16 protein-coding genes are annotated in these 17,902 nt (G+C 48.1%); 11 read left to right on the top strand and 5 right to left on the bottom strand.

The window, feature by feature from the left end; all coding sequences use genetic code 11:
• Positions 1-23: 23 nt before the first annotated feature.
• The 3 genes from K365_RS0108885 to K365_RS0108875 form a co-directional block, all read right to left on the bottom strand.
• Positions 24-842: an ABC transporter ATP-binding protein gene (locus K365_RS0108885; protein WP_024334303.1), complete on the bottom strand. Its 819-nt coding sequence runs from the start codon at positions 840-842 to the stop codon at positions 24-26.
• Positions 830-1,591 carry an ABC transporter permease gene (locus K365_RS0108880; protein WP_024334302.1) on the bottom strand — a complete coding sequence of 254 codons (762 nt, stop codon included), beginning with the start codon at positions 1,589-1,591 and terminating at the stop codon, positions 830-832. The genes K365_RS0108885 and K365_RS0108880 overlap by 13 nt, the downstream gene beginning before the upstream one ends.
• A 97-nt stretch (positions 1,592-1,688) precedes the next feature.
• Positions 1,689-2,693: an ABC transporter substrate-binding protein gene (locus tag K365_RS0108875; RefSeq protein WP_024334301.1), complete on the bottom strand. Its 1,005-nt coding sequence runs from the start codon at positions 2,691-2,693 to the stop codon at positions 1,689-1,691.
• 173 nt (positions 2,694-2,866) lie between these two features.
• On the opposite strand from K365_RS0108875, the gene K365_RS0108870 reads away from it, so the two are divergent.
• From K365_RS0108870 to K365_RS0108860, 3 genes are read left to right on the top strand one after another with little or no spacing between them, the layout of a single operon-like run.
• Positions 2,867-4,978, top strand: a complete 2,112-nt coding sequence (locus tag K365_RS0108870) for an ATP-binding protein (RefSeq protein WP_024334300.1) — start codon at positions 2,867-2,869, stop codon at positions 4,976-4,978.
• A complete protein-coding gene (locus K365_RS0108865) occupies positions 4,959-6,335 on the top strand; it encodes a sigma-54-dependent transcriptional regulator (protein ID WP_029725091.1) in 1,377 nt (458 codons plus the stop codon). Before K365_RS0108870 ends, K365_RS0108865 begins: the two co-directional genes overlap by 20 nt.
• Entirely contained in the window at positions 6,335-7,723 is a 1,389-nt protein-coding gene (locus tag K365_RS0108860) for a nicotinate phosphoribosyltransferase (protein WP_024334298.1), read from the top strand. The genes K365_RS0108865 and K365_RS0108860 overlap by 1 nt, the downstream gene beginning before the upstream one ends.
• 360 nt (positions 7,724-8,083) lie before the next feature.
• Here the strand turns inward: K365_RS0108860 and K365_RS28670 are convergent, their stop codons facing one another.
• Positions 8,084-8,308, bottom strand: a complete 225-nt coding sequence (locus K365_RS28670; protein ID WP_024334297.1) for a tyrosine-type recombinase/integrase — start codon at positions 8,306-8,308, stop codon at positions 8,084-8,086.
• On the opposite strand from K365_RS28670, the gene K365_RS0108850 reads away from it, so the two are divergent.
• Together K365_RS0108850 and K365_RS0108840 are read left to right on the top strand one after the other, a co-directional pair.
• Positions 8,205-9,257, top strand: a complete 1,053-nt coding sequence (locus tag K365_RS0108850; RefSeq protein WP_169432938.1) for an IS91 family transposase — start codon at positions 8,205-8,207, stop codon at positions 9,255-9,257. The two genes, K365_RS28670 and K365_RS0108850, sit on opposite strands and share 104 nt — an antisense overlap.
• 399 nt (positions 9,258-9,656) lie before the next feature.
• Positions 9,657-10,121 (top strand): GNAT family N-acetyltransferase, encoded by a 465-nt coding sequence (locus K365_RS0108840; protein WP_024334295.1) that lies wholly within the window; start codon positions 9,657-9,659, stop codon positions 10,119-10,121.
• Between the two features lie 77 nt (positions 10,122-10,198).
• Here K365_RS0108840 and K365_RS0108835 read toward each other — a convergent pair whose 3' ends face one another.
• Positions 10,199-11,353, bottom strand: a complete 1,155-nt coding sequence (locus tag K365_RS0108835; protein ID WP_024334294.1) for a reverse transcriptase domain-containing protein — start codon at positions 11,351-11,353, stop codon at positions 10,199-10,201.
• Positions 11,354-12,073: 720 nt separating this feature from the next.
• Between K365_RS0108835 and K365_RS0108830 the strand changes: the two genes are divergently transcribed.
• The 6 genes from K365_RS0108830 to K365_RS0108800 all read left to right on the top strand — a co-directional run bounded on the left by K365_RS0108830 (position 12,074) and on the right by K365_RS0108800 (position 17,785).
• On the top strand, positions 12,074-12,313 hold the full coding sequence (locus K365_RS0108830) for a hypothetical protein (RefSeq protein WP_024334293.1): 240 nt from the start codon (positions 12,074-12,076) through the stop codon (positions 12,311-12,313).
• 168 nt (positions 12,314-12,481) lie between these two features.
• The gene (locus K365_RS0108820) at positions 12,482-13,270 is read left to right on the top strand and encodes a methyltransferase domain-containing protein (protein ID WP_024334292.1); all 789 of its coding nucleotides are present in this window, start codon (positions 12,482-12,484) and stop codon (positions 13,268-13,270) included.
• A gap of 177 nt (positions 13,271-13,447) precedes the next feature.
• A complete protein-coding gene (locus tag K365_RS26465; RefSeq protein ID WP_024334291.1) occupies positions 13,448-14,284 on the top strand; it encodes a hypothetical protein in 837 nt (278 codons plus the stop codon).
• Between the two features lie 168 nt (positions 14,285-14,452).
• Positions 14,453-15,280, top strand: coding sequence for an MBL fold metallo-hydrolase (locus K365_RS0108810; protein ID WP_169432937.1), 828 nt, complete (start codon positions 14,453-14,455; stop codon positions 15,278-15,280).
• A 373-nt stretch (positions 15,281-15,653) separates the two neighbouring features.
• Positions 15,654-16,331: a nuclease-related domain-containing protein gene (locus K365_RS0108805; RefSeq protein WP_024334289.1), complete on the top strand. Its 678-nt coding sequence runs from the start codon at positions 15,654-15,656 to the stop codon at positions 16,329-16,331.
• Positions 16,332-16,360: 29 nt separating this feature from the next.
• On the top strand, positions 16,361-17,785 hold the full coding sequence (locus tag K365_RS0108800) for a DNA methyltransferase (protein ID WP_084489788.1): 1,425 nt from the start codon (positions 16,361-16,363) through the stop codon (positions 17,783-17,785).
• Positions 17,786-17,902: the final 117 nt, after the last annotated feature.

The following is a 17,902-nucleotide window of genomic DNA, read 5'->3' as shown; positions in this document are numbered from 1 at the left end:
GAAGCCTCTGCCGGGAGCCCGGTTTAATCCGCTTCCACTTCCATGCTTTTCATCACCTCGGCCTGGACACTGTCCCAGATCATGCGTTTGAGCTCCATGTAGCGGCTGGACAGCTGAACTTCCGCGTTGCGCGGATAAGGCAGATCATTGATGATCTCCTGGGCGATCCGGCCGGGTCGGGCCGTCATTACCATAATCCGGGAAGACAGCAGCAATGCTTCGTCAATGGAGTGGGTGATGAAAATAATGGTTTTGCGATGTTTTTCATAGATACGCACCAGCTGCTCCTGGAGTACCTGGCGGGTCATGGCATCCAGAGCTGCAAACGGCTCGTCCAGCAGCATCACCTTGGGGTCGTTGGCCAGGCTCCGGGCAATGGATACCCGCTGTTTCATACCTCCGGACAGATGGTGGGGATAACTTCTTTCAAATCCCTTGAGTCCCACGATATCAATGAACCGGTCCCCCCGCGCTTTACGGTCCTTGCGGGGCATGCGCTTCATTTTCATGCCGAATTCCACGTTCTCCTGCACGGTTTTCCAGGGAAACAGGGCATATTGCTGAAAAATCATACCGCATTCCGGAGTGATGCCGGTCACGGGTTTGCCGTCCAGCAGGATCTGTCCGTCCGTGGATTTATCAAACCCGGCCACCAGGTTGAGCAACGTGGTCTTGCCACAGCCCGATGCCCCTACGATCACCAGAAATTCACCATCTTTGACTTCCAGGGACAAATCTTTAAGGGCCACGACTTCCTGGCCCTGTTTTTTCCCTTGTTTGCTTTGAAAAATTTTGGTGACATTTTGAACGGCAATTTTGGTATCCGGGGTTAGCGGGTCCATGGCAGGAGTCTCCTTTCAAATTTTCGGAACACCACATCGATCACCATCACGGTAATACTGATCATCACCATGCCCAGCAGCACGGTATCGGTCTGAAAATACTCCTTGCCGTTCATGATCATGAAGCCTAAGCCTTCTCTGGCCGCCACCAGCTCGGCGGATATGATACAGGTCCAGGCAATCCCCAGCATCACCTTGAGCCCGGCAATGATCTGGGGCAAAGATCCGGGCAGAATCACCTCTTTCATTACATCCAGTTTGGAAGCCCCCAGATTTCTGGCAGCCCGGATCAACAAGGGATCAATGCTTTTGGTAGCCTCGATGATATACAGCAGTGACGGGGCAAACGACCCCATGAACACGATGGAGTATTTCTGGGTTTCCGTGATCCCCAGCCACAGCAGAGACAAGGGAATCCAGCTCATGGAAGGCAGGGGCCGCAAAAGGGAAATGATCGGATCGAACACGGCCATGAAAAATCGGGAAGACCCCAGAAAAATGCCGAAAGGAATGGCCACCATGCTGGAGACAAAAAATCCCACCATGACCCGGCGGGTGGAAGCCAGGGTATGGGAGATCAGCTGACCGTTCTCGATCATTTTAACGGCCCGGGACAGGATCTGGGAAGGGGCCGGCAGAAACAGGGGTTCGATGAATCCCAGCCGGCAGATCAATTCCCAGGTTGTGATGAATATCACCAGGGATGCAATGCTGACGGCCAGAGATTTGGACGGGGTGTTGATTTCCATGAAAACTCTCCGGAAAAATTTGGGTTGTTAGATTTTGGAGGAAAGGACCTGCCGGTGTAAGGCAGACAGGCCCTTTTTTTTCAGGACGAAAAACGGTTTAAGGGACCATGGATTCTTCGATCCATTCATTAACCGCCGGGGCATTGTCGATCTGTTTGTGCTTTACCAGAAATTCAGCCAGCTGCTGCATGCCGGTGACAAAATCGCCGGGATCCACCATCAGCGCCCGCTGCTCTTGGCCCGGAATCCAGGAAATATCCTGAAGCACGGTCATCTGGTCTTCCATACTTAAGTTGGTGAGTTTCACCAGCACCTTGGCGCTTTCTTCCGGATCATTGATGAGCATGTCCACAGCTTCGAAATATCCTTTGACAAACGCTTTGCAGGTGTTGGGGTATTTTTGTGCAAACTCTTTTCTCACCACCAGAAGATCGGGTCCGGGGCCGAGTTTATATTTTTTGTACAGACTGAATTCAGTATCATCCACCAGCAGATGATTGCCGGGCATGTTGAGCAGTTTGTTGAAATGCGGGGTCCAGGCCGCACAGGCATCGATTTCACCGGAGCCCATGGCCGCAGGCATTTCATTGACTTTCAGGTTCAGCAGGGTCAGATCTTTTTCAGGATCCAGCCCGTGCTGTTCCAGGATATCCAGCACCAGCACATGGGCACTGGAGGCAAATGGGGCGGCAATGCGTTTTCCTTTGAGATCCGCAATGGTTTTGATGTTTTCATTGGCAATGATCCCTTCCACCGTGGCATAGGAGTCCGGCGTGGCAAAGGCCATGAATCCTTTGGATCCGGCAGCCATCAATGCAATGGCTGAAATGCTGCCTGTGGAGGCCACATCCAGATCCCCTGCCACCAGAGAGCCCATTCGTCCGGAAGAGGCATAAAAATTCTGAAACAACACGCCCAGGCCGTGTTTCTGGAACAATCCTTTTTCAATGCCCACCCATGCCGGATAATGCCCCAGCCAGGAAGACCCTCCGTAAATCACGGTGACCTTTTCCGGAGTTTCGTTTGCCTGGACACTGACACTGCCCAGCAACAGCACGGCGCCGGCCAGGACACACAAGGTTTTTCTAAACAGTCCCTTCATTTTTCTACCTCCTTGAATTTTGATGTTACCAATTGTGGATCTGTTTGACACCTGCCCCTCGCCCTGATATTCATTTCAGAACCGGGCCGGTGCGCCCATTGCAAAGGATAATATCAATATTTATGCCAGGACGACGAAACAAACATAAACCGGGGTGTGACACAGGTTTTAAAATGATCTGGAGCAAACAGACACCAACAAACCTGTGCGGTCATCCGCACACAACAGCCCCGGATGCGGACCACCGCATACCAAATGCATCCCCCAAAGCTTCTTTGAATGAAACACCGGACAAATGGCCATGCCCGTATCATGCCGGGGTATCCGCCGGGGTTCTGATTTTGTGCCTGGTTCTGATTCTGTGCCGGCCGGGTCCGGTGTTCGGAGAACCGCATCTGAAGATCGGTGTGCCCACGGGGTTTCCCCCATTCTCCTACCAGGATGAAGGCGAAAAGGAAGTGCGGGGATACAGCGTGGATGTGATGCAGATTTTGTGCACCCACCTGTCCGTGACGCCCCACTATCTGGTGGGACGGCCCGAAGACCTGCTTTTCGCCCTCACAGAAGGGGATATCGACCTGGTGATCGGTGTTGCCCCGGATTTAACCCGGCGCCGACAAACCCACACCATGGAAATCATTATTTATGTGAAACGCCATGTGTTTGTCTATTATCCGGATGGTCCGGGAGCCCGGGCCGGCATCCAGCCGACGAAAACAGTTATTGTCCAGGGCCAGCCCCATCTGACAACCGGGATGCCGGATGGTTCCCAGGATTTCATTCAGGCACGGTCGGTCAAAGAAGCACTGATGATGGTCAATGCCGGACTGGCCAAAGAATTCATGGATTATTCCGATGATATGGCCACGTATCTCATCGGCAGATACGGGCTTCAGAACATCCGTCAGGCCGGGGTGCAGATGGGGCGGTTTCCTTTCACTCTCATGATTTCCAACGAAAACCAAATATTGAAATCCGGACTGAATCAGGCCCTGGGCCAGGCCATTAAAACCGGGCAGCTGGACCAGGTGCGGGATAAATGGCTGGGCAAAAGCTATGCTGCTTTTCTGTGGGAACAGTTCGCCCCCGTGCTGGTGGGGAGCCTGTCTCTGGCAGCCGGGCTTGTGATTTTCTTTTTTATCTGGCATATCTCCTTGAAGCGGAAAGTGATTCAGATCACCCGGGAATTGAAAATATCTGAGGAACGATACCGGCAGTTGATTGAATCCTCGCCGGACATGGTCTTTCTGATCGACCGGGCCGGAAAAATCCGGATGGCCAACACCAGTGCGGCGGAATGGCTCAATATTCCGGAAAAAGAATTGATCGGGTATAGCATGAAACAACTGGTGAACCCTGAAGATGCTGAAAGATTTACGCCGTTTATCAAACATCTGTTTTCCGATAAAATGGCCACCCTTGAAATCCGGCTCAGGAACAAAACCCAAAAAGAGATCATGGTGGAATTTCTGGCGGCCACACTTAAATCCACAAACACCCCTCCGCAACTGGCCTGCTGTTTCGCCCGGGACCTGACCCGGCGCAAACGCATGGAACAGGAACTGATCGCATCCGAACGGCTGGCTACCATCGGCAAGATGGCCGCCGGCGTGGCCCATGAGGTGAACAATCCCATCGGTATTATTCTGGCACATACCGAAGATTTGATCAGTGGTGAGCTCACCGGCAGTGAAGTGGAAGAAAGCCTTAATGCCATCCGGCGCAATGCCATCCGGGCCGGCAGCATCACCCGGGCCATTCTGGACCAGGCATCTTCGGAGACCGCGGGAAAAACGCACATTGATGCCGCCAGAACCCTGGAAGCATGTCTGTATTTTTTAAAACCCCGGCTGAAAAAAATCACTGTGATTCAGGATCTGACCCTGGAAATCCACTGGGTATGGGGAGATGAAAACCAGTTGCAGCAGATGTTCATCAATCTTTTGTTAAACGCCGTGGAAAGCATGAGCGGCGAAGGAACGCTTCGGGTGAGCGGCACAACGGTCACAGACACAGTGTCAGACCGGCACTGCATCAAGATCGAAGACAGCGGCAAAGGTGTCCCAAAAGAGCTGCGCACTCAAATTTTTGATCCGTTTTTCACCCGGGGAAAGACGCAAGGTGTGGGCCTGGGACTGTTCGTGGCCCAGCGGATCGCGGCCCAGCACGGCGGTACCATTTGTGTGCATGACAGCCGTCTGGGGGGTGCGGCCTTGACGGTGACACTGCCTTCGACTTCACGAAAAACAACCAAAAAGGAAAATCATGCGTTTACTGATCGTTGAAGATGAGCCGGAAATGCTGCTGTTTCTGAAACGGTTTTTTCAGAGAAAAGGCTACACCGTCACTGCCGTAGCCAGCGGAGAAGAGGCCTGGACCGCCGTATCGGAAACCGAGTATGACCTGGTGATATCCGACCTGGTGCTGGAAAAGATGAGCGGCATGGAACTGCTGAAAAAAACCCGGGCCATTGACAAAGATCTGCCCTTTATCATCATTACTGGTGCCGGGACCATTGAAAGTGCTGTGGAAGCCATTAAAATAGGCGCATTTCATTATGTCACCAAGCCGTTCCAGCGCCGGGAACTGGAAATAACCGTGCAGCGGGCGCTGGAATTCGGCATGTTGAACCGCCGCATCTCCAAACTCGCAGAAAAAACGGATATGGAAAACAACCTGTTCATCATCGGCAAAACCCGGCAGATGAACAAGATTGTCAGCATCATCGAAAAAATCGCTGATTCCGACACCCCTGTTTTGATCCAGGGAGAGACCGGCACGGGCAAAACCATGTTTGCAAGGCATATCCATGCCTTAAGCCGCCGGGGGGAAGGGCCGTTTGTCACCATCGACTGCGGGGCCATCATGCCGGGTCTGCTGGAAAGCGAACTGTTCGGTCATGTCAAGGGTGCGTTCACCGGTGCCATCCGGGCCAAACGGGGGCTGCTGGAAGAAGCGTGCAGCGGCACGGTATTTCTGGATGAGATCGGTGAACTGCCGCCCCCGACCCAGGTCAAGCTGCTGCGGGCCATCCAGGAAAAAGAGATCCGACCCGTGGGGGGCAATCAGATCATTCATATTGATGTGCGGTTCATCTCCGCCACCAACCGGGACCTGAAACAGGAAGTCAAAACCGGCGGGTTCAGGGAGGATCTGTTCTACCGCCTGTCTTTGATTCCACTGTACCTGCCGCCTCTGCGGGAACGAAGAGAAGATTTACTGCAGTTTGTGGCCCAGTTTGTCCGGGAGTTCAACCAGCGCCACAACAAACAGGTGACCCAGCTGAGCCCGGCAGTGCTTCAAACCATTATGAATCTGCCCTGGAAAGGCAATATCCGTGAACTGAAAAACGTGATTGAACGGGCTGTTCTTTTATCGGACGGCCCGGTCATTGATTCAGAATGTCTGGGTGCCGGCGGCATGGACCCCCAAATCCTGGCGCCAGATATTCGGAAAGACTGTGATGAACCCGGTGAACCATTGTTGTTGAAAAAAACCGTGGAAGAAGCGGAAAAAACAGCCATTCGCCGGGCTCTGCGCCTGGCTGAAGGAAACCGGTCCAAGGCAGCCCTGTTTCTGGGTATCGGCCGGCGGACCCTGTATGACAAGCTGGCCCATTATCAGATTGAAAAGGATCACTAATGCAAAAAAACACCTCACATTCCGGATTCAAAAAATCGGCTGTAATGCCCGGGCCCAATGACGCGGCATTGTTCACGGACCTGTATGAACTCACCATGCTCCAGGCCTATTTTCATGAAAACATGAATCAGGAAGCGGTATTCAGCCTGTTTGTGCGCCGACTGCCCCGGGAACGGAACTTTCTTATGGCCTGCGGGCTGGACACGGTGCTGGCATATCTGGAAAACCTGACATTCACCAGGGACAGCCTGGATTATCTGCGCTCCCTGGGGCAGTTTTCCGATTCTTTTCTTGAGTGGCTGGGCCATTTCCGGTTCACGGGCAGTGTCCGGGCCGTGCCCGAAGGCACCCCCGTATTTGCCAATGAGCCCATTCTGGAAATCACGGCCCCCCTGCCCCAGGCCCAGATCATCGAGACCTTTGTCATGAACCAGATCCACTTGCAGACCCTGCTGGCATCCAAGGCATGGCGGGTGGTGACCGCAGCCCAAGGGCGGACCGTGGTGGATTTCGGTGCCCGGCGGATGCACGGCACGGATGCGGCCCTTAAAGCGGCCCGGGCGTTTCATATCGCCGGGGTGACCGCCACTTCCAATGTCCTGGCCGGAAAACTGTACGATCTGCCCGTGACCGGTACCATGGCCCACAGCTATATCCAGGCCCATGATAATGAAACAGACGCGTTCAAGGCCTTTGTATCCAGCTTTCCGGAAACCGTGCTCCTGGTGGATACCTATGACACCCTGGCCGGCATTCAAAAAGTCATTGAACTGGCAGACACCCTGGGAGATGATTTCAGGGTCAAAGGGGTGCGCCTGGATTCCGGGGACCTGTTGACCCTGTCCCGAAAAGTCCGTCAGACCCTGGATGGCGCCGGTCTTCACCAGGTGGAGATCTTTGCCAGCGGCAACCTGGACGAGTACCGAATCGCCGATTTGATTGAAGCCGGCGCACCCATCAATGGCTTTGGCGTGGGTACCCACATGGGCGTATCCCTGGATGTGCCCTGCGTGGATATCGTATATAAACTGTGTGAATATGGGGGGGAAGGAAAACTGAAACTGTCCAGCGGCAAGCCGGTTTTTCCCGGAGCCAAACAGGTGTTTCGCACAGAACAAACCGGCCGGTTTGTCAAAGATGTCATCGGATGCATGGACGAAAATCTGCCCGGAAATCCTTTGCTGGAACGAGTGATGCAAAACGGACAGCGCCTGCCGGCCGGATTCCCGGACCTGAACGCCATCCAAAATGATGCTGAAATACAAACCGCCCGGCTGCCGGAACCCATTGCAGACATTCATCCGGCAGACCCGCCCTATCCCGTGGAGATCAGCCCCAAACTGACCGCGTTGCAGCAGCAGATCAAAAAGACTTTTTTGAAACAATAAAAAAAACAACCCTGCTTTGCCAGCCATGCAGCCGATCGAATTGTCACACATCGAAAATTTCAAAGCAGGCCCTGCCCCGTCTCAGGCCCGGGCCAGGAACCCGGCACGGTCACAGGGCTCATCATCGGGGTTTTCCTGTTGCATTTTCAAATCCCTTTTACTATACAGGAAAACAGTGTTTACTTCCGGTCGGCCGGCGCCGCCTGTAACCGACAGAGCGGAGCTGTGTTTTTCTTCATACCATCACTCTGTTTCTGATGCCATTCTTCACCATGTCCAATCTCACCCGGGATGACGTCATCGATCCCCAAAACCCACAAAACCAGCCAGCCATTAATGCCTGCAACACCCCATGGAAAACTATAGATCCAGCGGACTTCTGGCCTCTTTCACGGTTTTGGATGCAATGGTGTGGGTATAGATCATGGTGGTCCTGACACTGCTGTGCCCCAGCAGTTCCTGAATGGTGCGGATGTCCTGGTTGGCAGCCAGCAGGTGGCTGGCAAAACTGTGCCTTTTATGGGGAGCTCCCCATAACCGGCATTGCTTTGCCACGCATCTTCTGGAACACGGGACGAGTACCATTGAAATCAAACGCCTGATGGGTCATAGCTCCATAAGAACAACCGCCAAATATCTTCACGTCACCAATATGAGATCTTTGCTGAACCTGCTGTTTTCTTCGGTCAGTCAGGTGATCAAAATATTCACCAGTGATCCCCAGTGGAGGCTTCAGGGTCAGGCCGGGTTCATAGGTGTGCTTCATACCTGGTCCCAAACCATGCTGGATCATTTTCATCTGCACTGCCTTGTGCCCGGAGGGGTGCTGTCAGAAGGAAAAAAAACCTGGACCCCGTCCAAGAAAAACTTCCTTTTCAGGACACAGTCGATGGTCAAGGCGTTCAAAGGCATTTACATTAAAGGCCTCAGACAATTATATAATGAGGGTGTTCTCAAGTTCCCCGGCAAGACGGAAATACATGGGACACCCACCGGATTCAAGCGTCTGATAAAGACCATTGGCAAAAAGAAGTGGTCCGGCCATGCAAAATCGCCCTGCTCCGGGCCTGAAAAAGTCCTTGAGTATCTCGGGCGGTACACGCACAAAGTGGCCATCTCAAATTACCGCATCAAATCTTTTGAAAATGGAAAAGTTGTTTTTACCTGGAAAGACCGAGCACAAAATAACGCCATCAAAGAAATGACGCTTGATGCAACGGAATTCATCCGAAGGTTCCTGCTCCATGTATTACCCAGAGGGTTTAAAAAAATCCGGCATTTTGGTTTTCTGTCTCCCCGATACAAAAAAAACAACATCAAACTCATTCGGGAGCTGATACAGGATAATAGTCAGGAATTTACCCAACCTGATATCGAATCCCTGGAAGCTATGATGCAAAGACTTACGGGCATTAATATCAAAGCGTGCCCTAAATGCGGCAAAGGACGTCTGGCCAGGCTGTTTAAGCTGCTGCCGGAATATGGGAACTATATTCTTCCGCCGAAAAAGAAGGCTGCCTGGAACACCTCGTAAAGATGCCCCTGATATGAAACAAGTTGTGGCAAAGATAATGGCATCAGGCCATACCAGAGGGATGCGCCATGAATCAGGCAGCTGTTTTACCGGACCTCCCTGTTTATGCGGAACAAGCGGCATGGGGTCCATAAAAAACAAGATTTCGACTATTTTATCAAAAAAAACGGACAATTTCTCCTTGCGTAGTCGTAAGACAATCGATATAAAACCCATAGCTCAAATTAATGTTTTGGCAATTGATCCGCGGCATTGTTCAACAACATTTTATCAATAATCCCGCTCGCCGGATTGACCCGTTCGGAACCAACGACAGTATATCAAAATTAACAGTCCCGGTATCTTTTTGGGCGGGACTACTGATAAAACGCTTTTAGTTTTAAATTCAATCAGGACACAATGGATACTAAAATCCAAATTGCACAAAAAGGACAAGCCCCCGACTGTCTGCTTTGCGTGAAAAATTCTGATCTATGGGACGCATATTTCAAAAACAATCCTACCCATGAATCAGCTTTAGAAGAAATGATTTCAAAAAAGCAGGTTTACATTGCTACAAATAAAAATGATAAATGTATTGGTTTTATGGGAGTCATAAACAATGGCTGTTTTGATAAATTTCCCTATCTTGCGACACTCGCTGTCAGGAAGAGGTACAGAAACAAAGGCATCGGTGAAGCGCTTGTAAATAAATTTGAAACTATCGGATTTGAAAAAGCAGATAGAGTTTTCATCCTTGTAAGCGATTTTAATAAGCAGGCTCAAAAATTTTATAGAAACTTAGGCTATAAAAAAGTTGGAAATATCCCTGATCTTTTTAAAAATGGTATTTCTGAGAATTTATGGGTGAAATACAGAATTTAATCGGGTAGCCGGGGGTTTTAATCCCTCGGCCCCCACACCACCCCACAAGCGGGTCCGCATAGGGCGGTTCATCAAGTTTACCGGGCCGTAGCCGGGTAATGAATTTTCACCCACTGGTCTTTAACAGAGATTAACCCTTGTTCAGATAGCCATTTGTTGGTCATACCGGCCTGTGCTGCCATGGTTCTGGATAGATGCCATGGTCCCCTTCGGCTGAGTGCTGTATAAATGGCCTGTCTTTTGAAAGTGCCCAATTTGAGAAGATTTCGGACTTTGGTACGGGTATAACGCCACTGTTTCCAGTAACACATCCGTATCCGGCGGCGGAACCATTCATCTATACCGGGAACCGGTTTGTAATACTCCGATATCCCGTAATAGTTCATCCAGCCCCGTATATATTCCGCTAACTTTATGTATCGGTACTCCATGGAGACAAACCAGCTCCTTCCGGTAAACAGGCGTAACCGCCTTTTAAATTCCAGAAAGGATTTATCACTCCATCTGATTTTGCCGTTTACAAACACAAAACCAAGAAAGCCACAATCTTTCACAGGTGCTACTTTGCTTTTCTTCTCATTGACTTTGAGCCAAAGCTTCTGTTCAAGAAACCTTTGGATACTTGCCATCACCTGGTTTCCGGCATTTATATTTTTCACCAGAATAATGAAATCATCTGCATACCGGACAAAATGGTGGCCGCGTCTTTCCAGTTCCTTGTCGAGATCATCGAGAAGGATGTTAGCGAGCAATGGTGAAAGCGGGCCTCCCTGCCCTATGAAGTGTTTTACCTGCCGGACTCCATTATGGGCCGATCTTCCCGGCCTGAAGCCGCAACTTGATTCCGAAAACATCGGATCAAATATTAACCCTAAGACCTGGGCTATCGCTTGCTGGATAATTCGATCCAGCACTATTGGAATACCAAGCGGACGTTTACTATCCTCCGGTTTCGGTATTTCCACCCTGAGAACAGGAGAAGGAACATATGTCCCTTCAAACAAGTCTGAACGTATCTGCGGCCATACTTCACGAAAGGCGTCTGGAAATTGATCAACAGTTACACCGTCGATTCCAGAAGCACCCTTGTTGGACCGCACCTGTTTCCAAGCCTGACGGATGTTTTCTGTCGAAAGAATACGTTCCAGTAGTTGATCATTTGAAAATGGTTCTTTCATGACGCGCCTGTACACTACTCCTCCATTCGGATTCACTGTACGCACAAAGCTCATGAACACCTCCTTTTCTCTGAATGTTCTGTCCTTCACCATGTCCGGGATATTACTCCCGGCATTTGGCTACTATGACGTCTGCTGGTTGATGGGCTTCGCCCACCCTGCGGGCTGTCCTGCGGACAGTCGTCTCGTACCTCGACCCTGCCCTGTCACCAGACAAGTTACCTTGAAAGGCGTAATGAAACCTCTTTTACAGGTGATGCCCATTGTTCGTGTCTCATCACCGTCGGCAACAGCCGGTGATGCCTGGACCTTGGTTTCCCGGTATGGTCCGAGCCGGGAGTTGTTGCAAAAGATGCTCAATGCATGCAAAGCAGATCTCCCCGGATAAGAACGTGAGCTGTCACTACACAACCGCAGCATTTACCCTGTCTCCTGAATCCTGGGCTTCGACATGTTGTGCTGGCTTACCCGGAGACCAGGCCTTATATGCTGTTTCTGTTCGTCGGCTCATAGTTTTGCACTCCATGTGGCCGCTCCCGCTGGTCGCTCTCGCCTGCGGCTCGCCTTTCGCCTTGCTCAAGCCCTTCGGACGGTCCCTCACGGTTCCGCCCTTGTTTTCGGCTAATACTTCTGATAATGCTATACATTAACAGGATTCACGTATAGGGGACTTGCACCCCATAAGTTCACGCCCATGCCGGACGTACACAATCCGGTTCGAGCAGACAATCACAGATTGCAGCTCACCCGGGCAGTTCTCTTGAGGAATAAGCTATGAATGATTCAAAAAATAATTTCTGGTTCCCTAAAAAGAAATATGGCATTGGATGGGGGTTACCAATCACATGGCAAGGATGGGTTGTGCTACTGATGTACACCTTTTTAGCGATTATGGGATTTTCACTCTTTTCAAATACACCTTTTCAGATCCCTTTGTTTTTGGTTTATTTTGCAGTCTTGACTCTGGTATTCATTGTTATTGTCTGGAAAAAAGGGGAAAAGATAAATATATGACAGAGAACCAATCACTGGACGGGACCGCGAGCAGCTCAGCCGCCTTTTTCAAGTGCTTTGGCGCGGCCCGTCAGTTCAACTGGACTCTGAGCTTAATCATGGTGAACACAAGACCCTTTATTATTTAAATATCGAGGATAAAATTTCCTGATAGTACGAGGTTAAGATATGAGTTCGCTCAAATTCGTTGATGACATGGCGTGTATCCAGCGCTCAGTGGCTCAATGCCACGACCAGGCAGTCCGCAGAGGCATGGTTCTTGATGTAATGCAGCCTCAAACTGGCGAGATGGTTTTGGAGGTTGGCTGTGGTGGAGGATTCTATGCATATGAGGTGGCTCGGTGTGTTGGCCCAACAGGGCGCGTGTGCGCAATCGACTATAGCGCTGACCAGATCGCCACAGCAAAAAGCCATTGCTCTGATATGGAATGGGTTAATTGCCGGGTAGGAGACGCCAGCGAACTGCCTTACGAGAACAGCGCCTTTGATACAGTCTATGGCATACAGGTTTTTGAATATATTGATCAGTTAGACGCAGCCTTGCTCGAGGTCCAACGTGTTTTACGCCCTGGGGGGCGGTGCATTATTCTGTCGACGGACTGGCGTACTGCGGTCTGGCATTCTCATCAAGTGGAACGGATGCAGCGGATTCTCACGGCTTGGGAGACTCACAGCACTACCCTCGATCTGCCCGCCATCCTTGGAGTAAAATTGCGGAATGTCGGCTTGGAGCCGCTTCGTCAGACTCCAATGTCCTTTCTAAACCGTTCATACCATAGAAACAGCTTCAGCTATTGGGCTGCTCGTGTGATTCGTCCCTTTGTAGAGGGTAAACATGAGATAACGGCAGAGGAGTCTGATGCATGGTTTAATGAGTTCGAGCTTCTTGAACAACAACAAGCCTATTTTTTTTGTTTGACCTCTGTTTTGACTGAAGCAATTAAAAATGTACGATAAAAAGTCTAACATGGCGATTCACTGGATTGCAGGGGGCTGAGCCGCTTTGAAAGGTTTAGTTTAATAAAAGTATTAACATCAACAAGGTTTCTGGGAACCTCCCTGCAACCAGTAATCTTGGCGTTCGGCTTAAAACCAATCAGCATCAATTTGTTTTTTTAAAAGGCATTGTTGTACATGAAAACCAAAAGTAACCCATCCAATCGTCCTGGCATAATTAAAACAGTACAAACCCCTCTTGGATTCTTCACCTTAACAGTTCTGATTGTAGAATTAATTCTTGGTATTGCTGTAAATTCAATTCAAGGCCAGAATAAGGGCTTTCTTATTATAAGTATGGTTGTGCTTATTTTTCTCCTTGTTGTTATTGTCGCAGGGTTCGCATTTTATAGACCGGAAGCGTTGAGCGGCAAACGCCCTGTTACAAAATCACCAAGTTCTTCAAACGGGCATGATATACAAAAAAAAAGAAGTGATCTTGATGATGCAACCAAAATTACAGATCTAATCTTAATACATAAAAAGAACAAAATCATGCCTGAAGAATTCGAGCGATATTTTGAGGTGTTAGGGCCAAGAAAACGTTCAAATGCTGAAACTAAAGATCCGGTTGAGCAAGGAGAGGTTGGGCCAAACGGGTATAGAGTGGGGTATACAGAAGAAGGAGATAAAGTAGAATGGATACCCAGTGAAGAAGATTCAGGTGGAGAGTGGTCGATGATTCTTCGTCGCAATGATAAAGTTATTCTTGAAGCTGAAAGAGAGTTTTGGGACAAGGTTTGGTGGAACCGTCACCAAAACTGGATTTATAAAATTGAGAGCGGTGAAGAGATTTTATCTGAAAATCAAAAGCCAGTTTTAGAGCAAGCAAAAAAAGCGGCACAGCTTATTGAACAGAAATATGGTAAGGAAAATCTTGGATGGGATGACTTCGAATGGGGCTTGTTGAACGGTCGTTTATCTGCATTGGCTTGGGTTATGGGCGCTGAATGGGAAGAATCGTTAGATACTTAGAAAAACAAGATATAGCCGAACAAGGCGTTCTTTTTGGGGTGCAGGGTAAGATTGCTTAGATTTTAAAAAACTTGCAGTGCGTTGATATCGTGGCATGATCGCATTTTGGCAAGCCACAGCACAAAAGTATCTTTGATACTTTAATCCATTTAAAGGGATAATATGAATATGATCAGAACATTTCACAGTGTTGGCCAAGGAGCATTTTATTCAGAAGATTTTGAAAATTTTAAAATAGTTTATGATTGTGGCTCCTACAAAAACAAATCACTAATTGAAGATGAAATCACTACATCCTTTGATGAATCAGAAACAATAGATGCTTTATTTATTTCACATCTTCATGAAGATCATATCAATGGCGTTCCGTATCTTTTAAAAAGAAATAAAGTAAAATACATATTTTTGCCCTTTTTGACTTCCGCCGAAAAGCTTTTACTACTTACCTATAATACTCTCCAAAACCAGAGTTCTCCTTTCACTGAACAGCTTATAATTAATCCACTCCAATTATCAGAAGAATACGAGGTTAAATTCGTATTTGTGATGCCCAATGAGGGTGAAGATACTACCGCTGATGATTCAGTAATTAATATTACAGATAATATTAATTTTCCTGGAAGCTTGAAAAGTGGGACTAAAATTAAGATCGGAAAGATGGATTGGTTATTCATACCTTTTCATTTTCAAAGAAAAAAGAAAACTGCACTTTTTCAAAAATTAATCACTGAAAATAATTTGAAATTGAATACACCGGATGATTTTAGTGCAATTTTAAAAGATAAGAAGCAATTTTCATTATTAGAAAATTGCTATCGTGAAATTCCAGGCTCCCTCAACTCCAATTCTTTAGTGCTATATTCTGGGCCAGAAAAAGGAGATAGATTTCACACAAGAGACTTTCCTCAAAATAGATGGTTTCACCCTATTTATCACCACATAGGATCTGGCTGTATTTATTTCGGAGACTATGATGCCCATGGCAAATTAAAATAGAAAGAATTAGAAAATAAGCTTATAAAATATTGGGATAATTTAAGCTGTGTGCAAATCCCTCACCACGGATCTAGCTACAACTACAACCCTGAGATAAATAACCAAAGACCTATCTTATCAATTATTTCTTGCGGTGATGAAAATCACTATAGACATCCGCATGGTTCAGTTATTAAAAATATTCTAAAAAGTGATGGATACCCTGTTATTGTAACAGAAAAAGCTCATACAAGATTTTCTCAAACAGTTCATGGCCTGTAGCAAATATAGTAGGGTTTGGGGACGAGCCCTCATTCTTACATTATACATTTCAACAATCCAAATGAAGGCGGACAAACCGCTTATTTGGGGTTCACCTTCATAAAAAAATATCATGTTCTCAATACTGAAAGGTTGGTTTGGAGAGAAACAGACCCAGTTTGGCATGTGGCTAAAACTCGGGGATGAATACATACGTTTTCACGATGTGATTGTTCCTGCGCCAAACGGTACGACACAAATAGATCATCTTTTGCTATCTCGCTTTGGAATCTTTGTCATTGAAACAAAAAATATAAATGGCTGGATATTCGGTAATGAAAAATCAAAACAATGGACACAAAGTCTCTATGGCAAAAAGTATAAATTTCAAAATCCATTACACCAAAACTATCGTCATACAAAGGCATTGGCTAGTTACTTAAACATCGACCACGACAATATTCATTCCGTTGTCTTTTTTATTGGGGATAATACCAAACTGAAAACGGACTTGCCTAAAAATGTGATGACTCATGGCTTAAGCGCCTATATTAAAAGCTTCCAGAATAATATATTTTCAACTTCTGAGTTTAATCTGTATGAACAAAGCATCTTAGGATTACAAAAACTGAATATCTCAACGAAAGAGCACGTCGCAAGCCTCAAATCCAGGTATTCAAGCGATTCAAGTTGTCCCAAATGTGGCGGTGAATTAAAACAAAGGCAAGCTAAACATGGTAAATCTGCTGGTAACAATTTTCTTGGTTGTTCAAATTATCCTCAATGCAGATACACCAAAAACATAGAGTAATGAAAAGAATACAATTGGTGTAAAAAGTCATGACCCAACAGACAACACAAATACCTGTCTCTTCAATTATTCTTGATGAGGCGATTTATCCAAGAAAGGGTATTGATCACAGGCGGGTGGCCATATTTGCCGAAAACATCAGAGATGGGATTGCTTTTGATCCCATCGAGGTGGAGCCCTGCCCTGACAAACCCGGTTTCTACCGCCTTCTGGATGGGGCACACAGATGGAGCGCCTACAAGTCAACCGGGGTGGAAGAGGTAAAAGTCATCATCAAGGATCTGGATGGGAATGATCCCCTGCTGTATGCGGCAGAAAAAGCCATCGGCCCAAAACAATTAACGGAAGAAGAGGCAAAGGATACTGCCCGGCGGGCATATGCGGGGAACACATGTCTCAGATCTGCGGATATCGGGAAGGCCATCGGGCGATCAAGGCAGGCTGTGGACGCTTACATCGCCGATCTTCGCGCTGTGAACCAGATGGGCAGAGACATCAAAATATTTTGCATGCACCGCCTTGGCATCCCCCAGGACAGGATTGCAAAAAGATTGGGGTTAGATCAAAAAACAATTCATTATCATTTAGGGAAAATGCCAATATTGGCAAATTCCCTAAATGCCGATTTATCCCGGGGATTCACCGTTGCCCAGGTGGCCCAAAAACACGGCTGGCCTGATCCCATGGTCTGGTCTCTGGCCCTGGAAGGCAAAACGGATCATGACCGATTCAAGGCGCTTGGATGGGGATTCTGTACCTGGGATAAGTGGGAATGGAATGATTGTGACAACAGATTCGGGGATGACTGGCCCGGACGTATCCCGGCCCAGATGATCGCACATATCCTTCGCTATTTTTCAAAGCCGGATGACCTGATTCTTGACCCCATGGCCGGAGGCGGCGTGACCTCGGACGCCTGCCTTGCCATGGGCCGCAGATGCTGGGCCTTTGATATGAAGGACCGGCCGGATACGCGCCCTGAGATCGAACCCTTTACATGGGATGTTTCATCTGCTCAATCGCGGTTATGGCCTGTCAGCGCAAAAGAAAAACCCGACCTGATCCTCTTTGATCCGCCCTACTTTGATAAAAAAGCGGCTGACTATGATAAAAAAAGCATTTCCGGGTTGTCAAAAAAAGCATACCTGGACTTTCTTGAGGCCTTTTTTATTCTGCTGAAACAAAATGTCAAAAAAAAGACCCGACTGGCTTTTATCAATGCAGACTGGCGGGATTTTCAGAATACGCCGGCAATCGAGGAAAAACATAAAGGCGGCATCCTCATAGACGATTACCTTGATATCTTGAAAAGAACAGGATGGTATCATACCCATATCATTCAGGCGCCTCTGTCATCCCAGCGCTTCAGCCCGGTAGTTGTTTCTGCCATGCAGAAAAAAGGCATACTGGGTGTGATCAGCCGGTATGTGATTGTCCTGGACCAAAATAATTGACACGCGTGCATTTCATTGATATGGCATTCATGATAACGAAACTATGGTTGAGATTTTAGGGAGTTAAGACTTGTTGCAATTATGCAGCGGGTTTGATTATGTTGTGAGATTTTATTC

The organism is Desulfotignum balticum DSM 7044 (genome assembly GCF_000421285.1).
GTDB lineage: Bacteria > Desulfobacterota > Desulfobacteria > Desulfobacterales > Desulfobacteraceae > Desulfotignum > Desulfotignum balticum.
Note: the sequence above shows the minus strand (reverse complement) of the source record. Positions and strands in the feature narration are given on the sequence as shown.

What these genes read in the sequence shown, in the direction of transcription:
- K365_RS26465 (WP_024334291.1), top strand. Translation starts at nt 13,448, where the DNA reads ATGAAAACCAAAAGTAACCCATCCAATCGTCCTGGCATAATTAAAACA.
- K365_RS0108885 (WP_024334303.1), bottom strand. Translation starts at nt 842, where the DNA reads ATGGACCCGCTAACCCCGGATACCAAAATTGCCGTTCAAAATGTCACC.
- K365_RS0108840 (WP_024334295.1), top strand. Translation starts at nt 9,657, where the DNA reads ATGGATACTAAAATCCAAATTGCACAAAAAGGACAAGCCCCCGACTGT.
- K365_RS0108835 (WP_024334294.1), bottom strand. Translation starts at nt 11,353, where the DNA reads ATGAGCTTTGTGCGTACAGTGAATCCGAATGGAGGAGTAGTGTACAGG.
- K365_RS0108880 (WP_024334302.1), bottom strand. Translation starts at nt 1,591, where the DNA reads ATGGAAATCAACACCCCGTCCAAATCTCTGGCCGTCAGCATTGCATCC.
- K365_RS0108865 (WP_029725091.1), top strand. Translation starts at nt 4,959, where the DNA reads ATGCGTTTACTGATCGTTGAAGATGAGCCGGAAATGCTGCTGTTTCTG.
- K365_RS0108800 (WP_084489788.1), top strand. Translation starts at nt 16,361, where the DNA reads ATGACCCAACAGACAACACAAATACCTGTCTCTTCAATTATTCTTGAT.
- K365_RS0108860 (WP_024334298.1), top strand. Translation starts at nt 6,335, where the DNA reads ATGCAAAAAAACACCTCACATTCCGGATTCAAAAAATCGGCTGTAATG.
- K365_RS0108810 (WP_169432937.1), top strand. Translation starts at nt 14,453, where the DNA reads ATGATCAGAACATTTCACAGTGTTGGCCAAGGAGCATTTTATTCAGAA.
- K365_RS0108875 (WP_024334301.1), bottom strand. Translation starts at nt 2,693, where the DNA reads ATGAAGGGACTGTTTAGAAAAACCTTGTGTGTCCTGGCCGGCGCCGTG.
- K365_RS0108830 (WP_024334293.1), top strand. Translation starts at nt 12,074, where the DNA reads ATGAATGATTCAAAAAATAATTTCTGGTTCCCTAAAAAGAAATATGGC.
- K365_RS0108820 (WP_024334292.1), top strand. Translation starts at nt 12,482, where the DNA reads ATGAGTTCGCTCAAATTCGTTGATGACATGGCGTGTATCCAGCGCTCA.
- K365_RS0108805 (WP_024334289.1), top strand. Translation starts at nt 15,654, where the DNA reads ATGTTCTCAATACTGAAAGGTTGGTTTGGAGAGAAACAGACCCAGTTT.
- K365_RS28670 (WP_024334297.1), bottom strand. Translation starts at nt 8,308, where the DNA reads ATGGTACTCGTCCCGTGTTCCAGAAGATGCGTGGCAAAGCAATGCCGG.
- K365_RS0108870 (WP_024334300.1), top strand. Translation starts at nt 2,867, where the DNA reads ATGATCTGGAGCAAACAGACACCAACAAACCTGTGCGGTCATCCGCAC.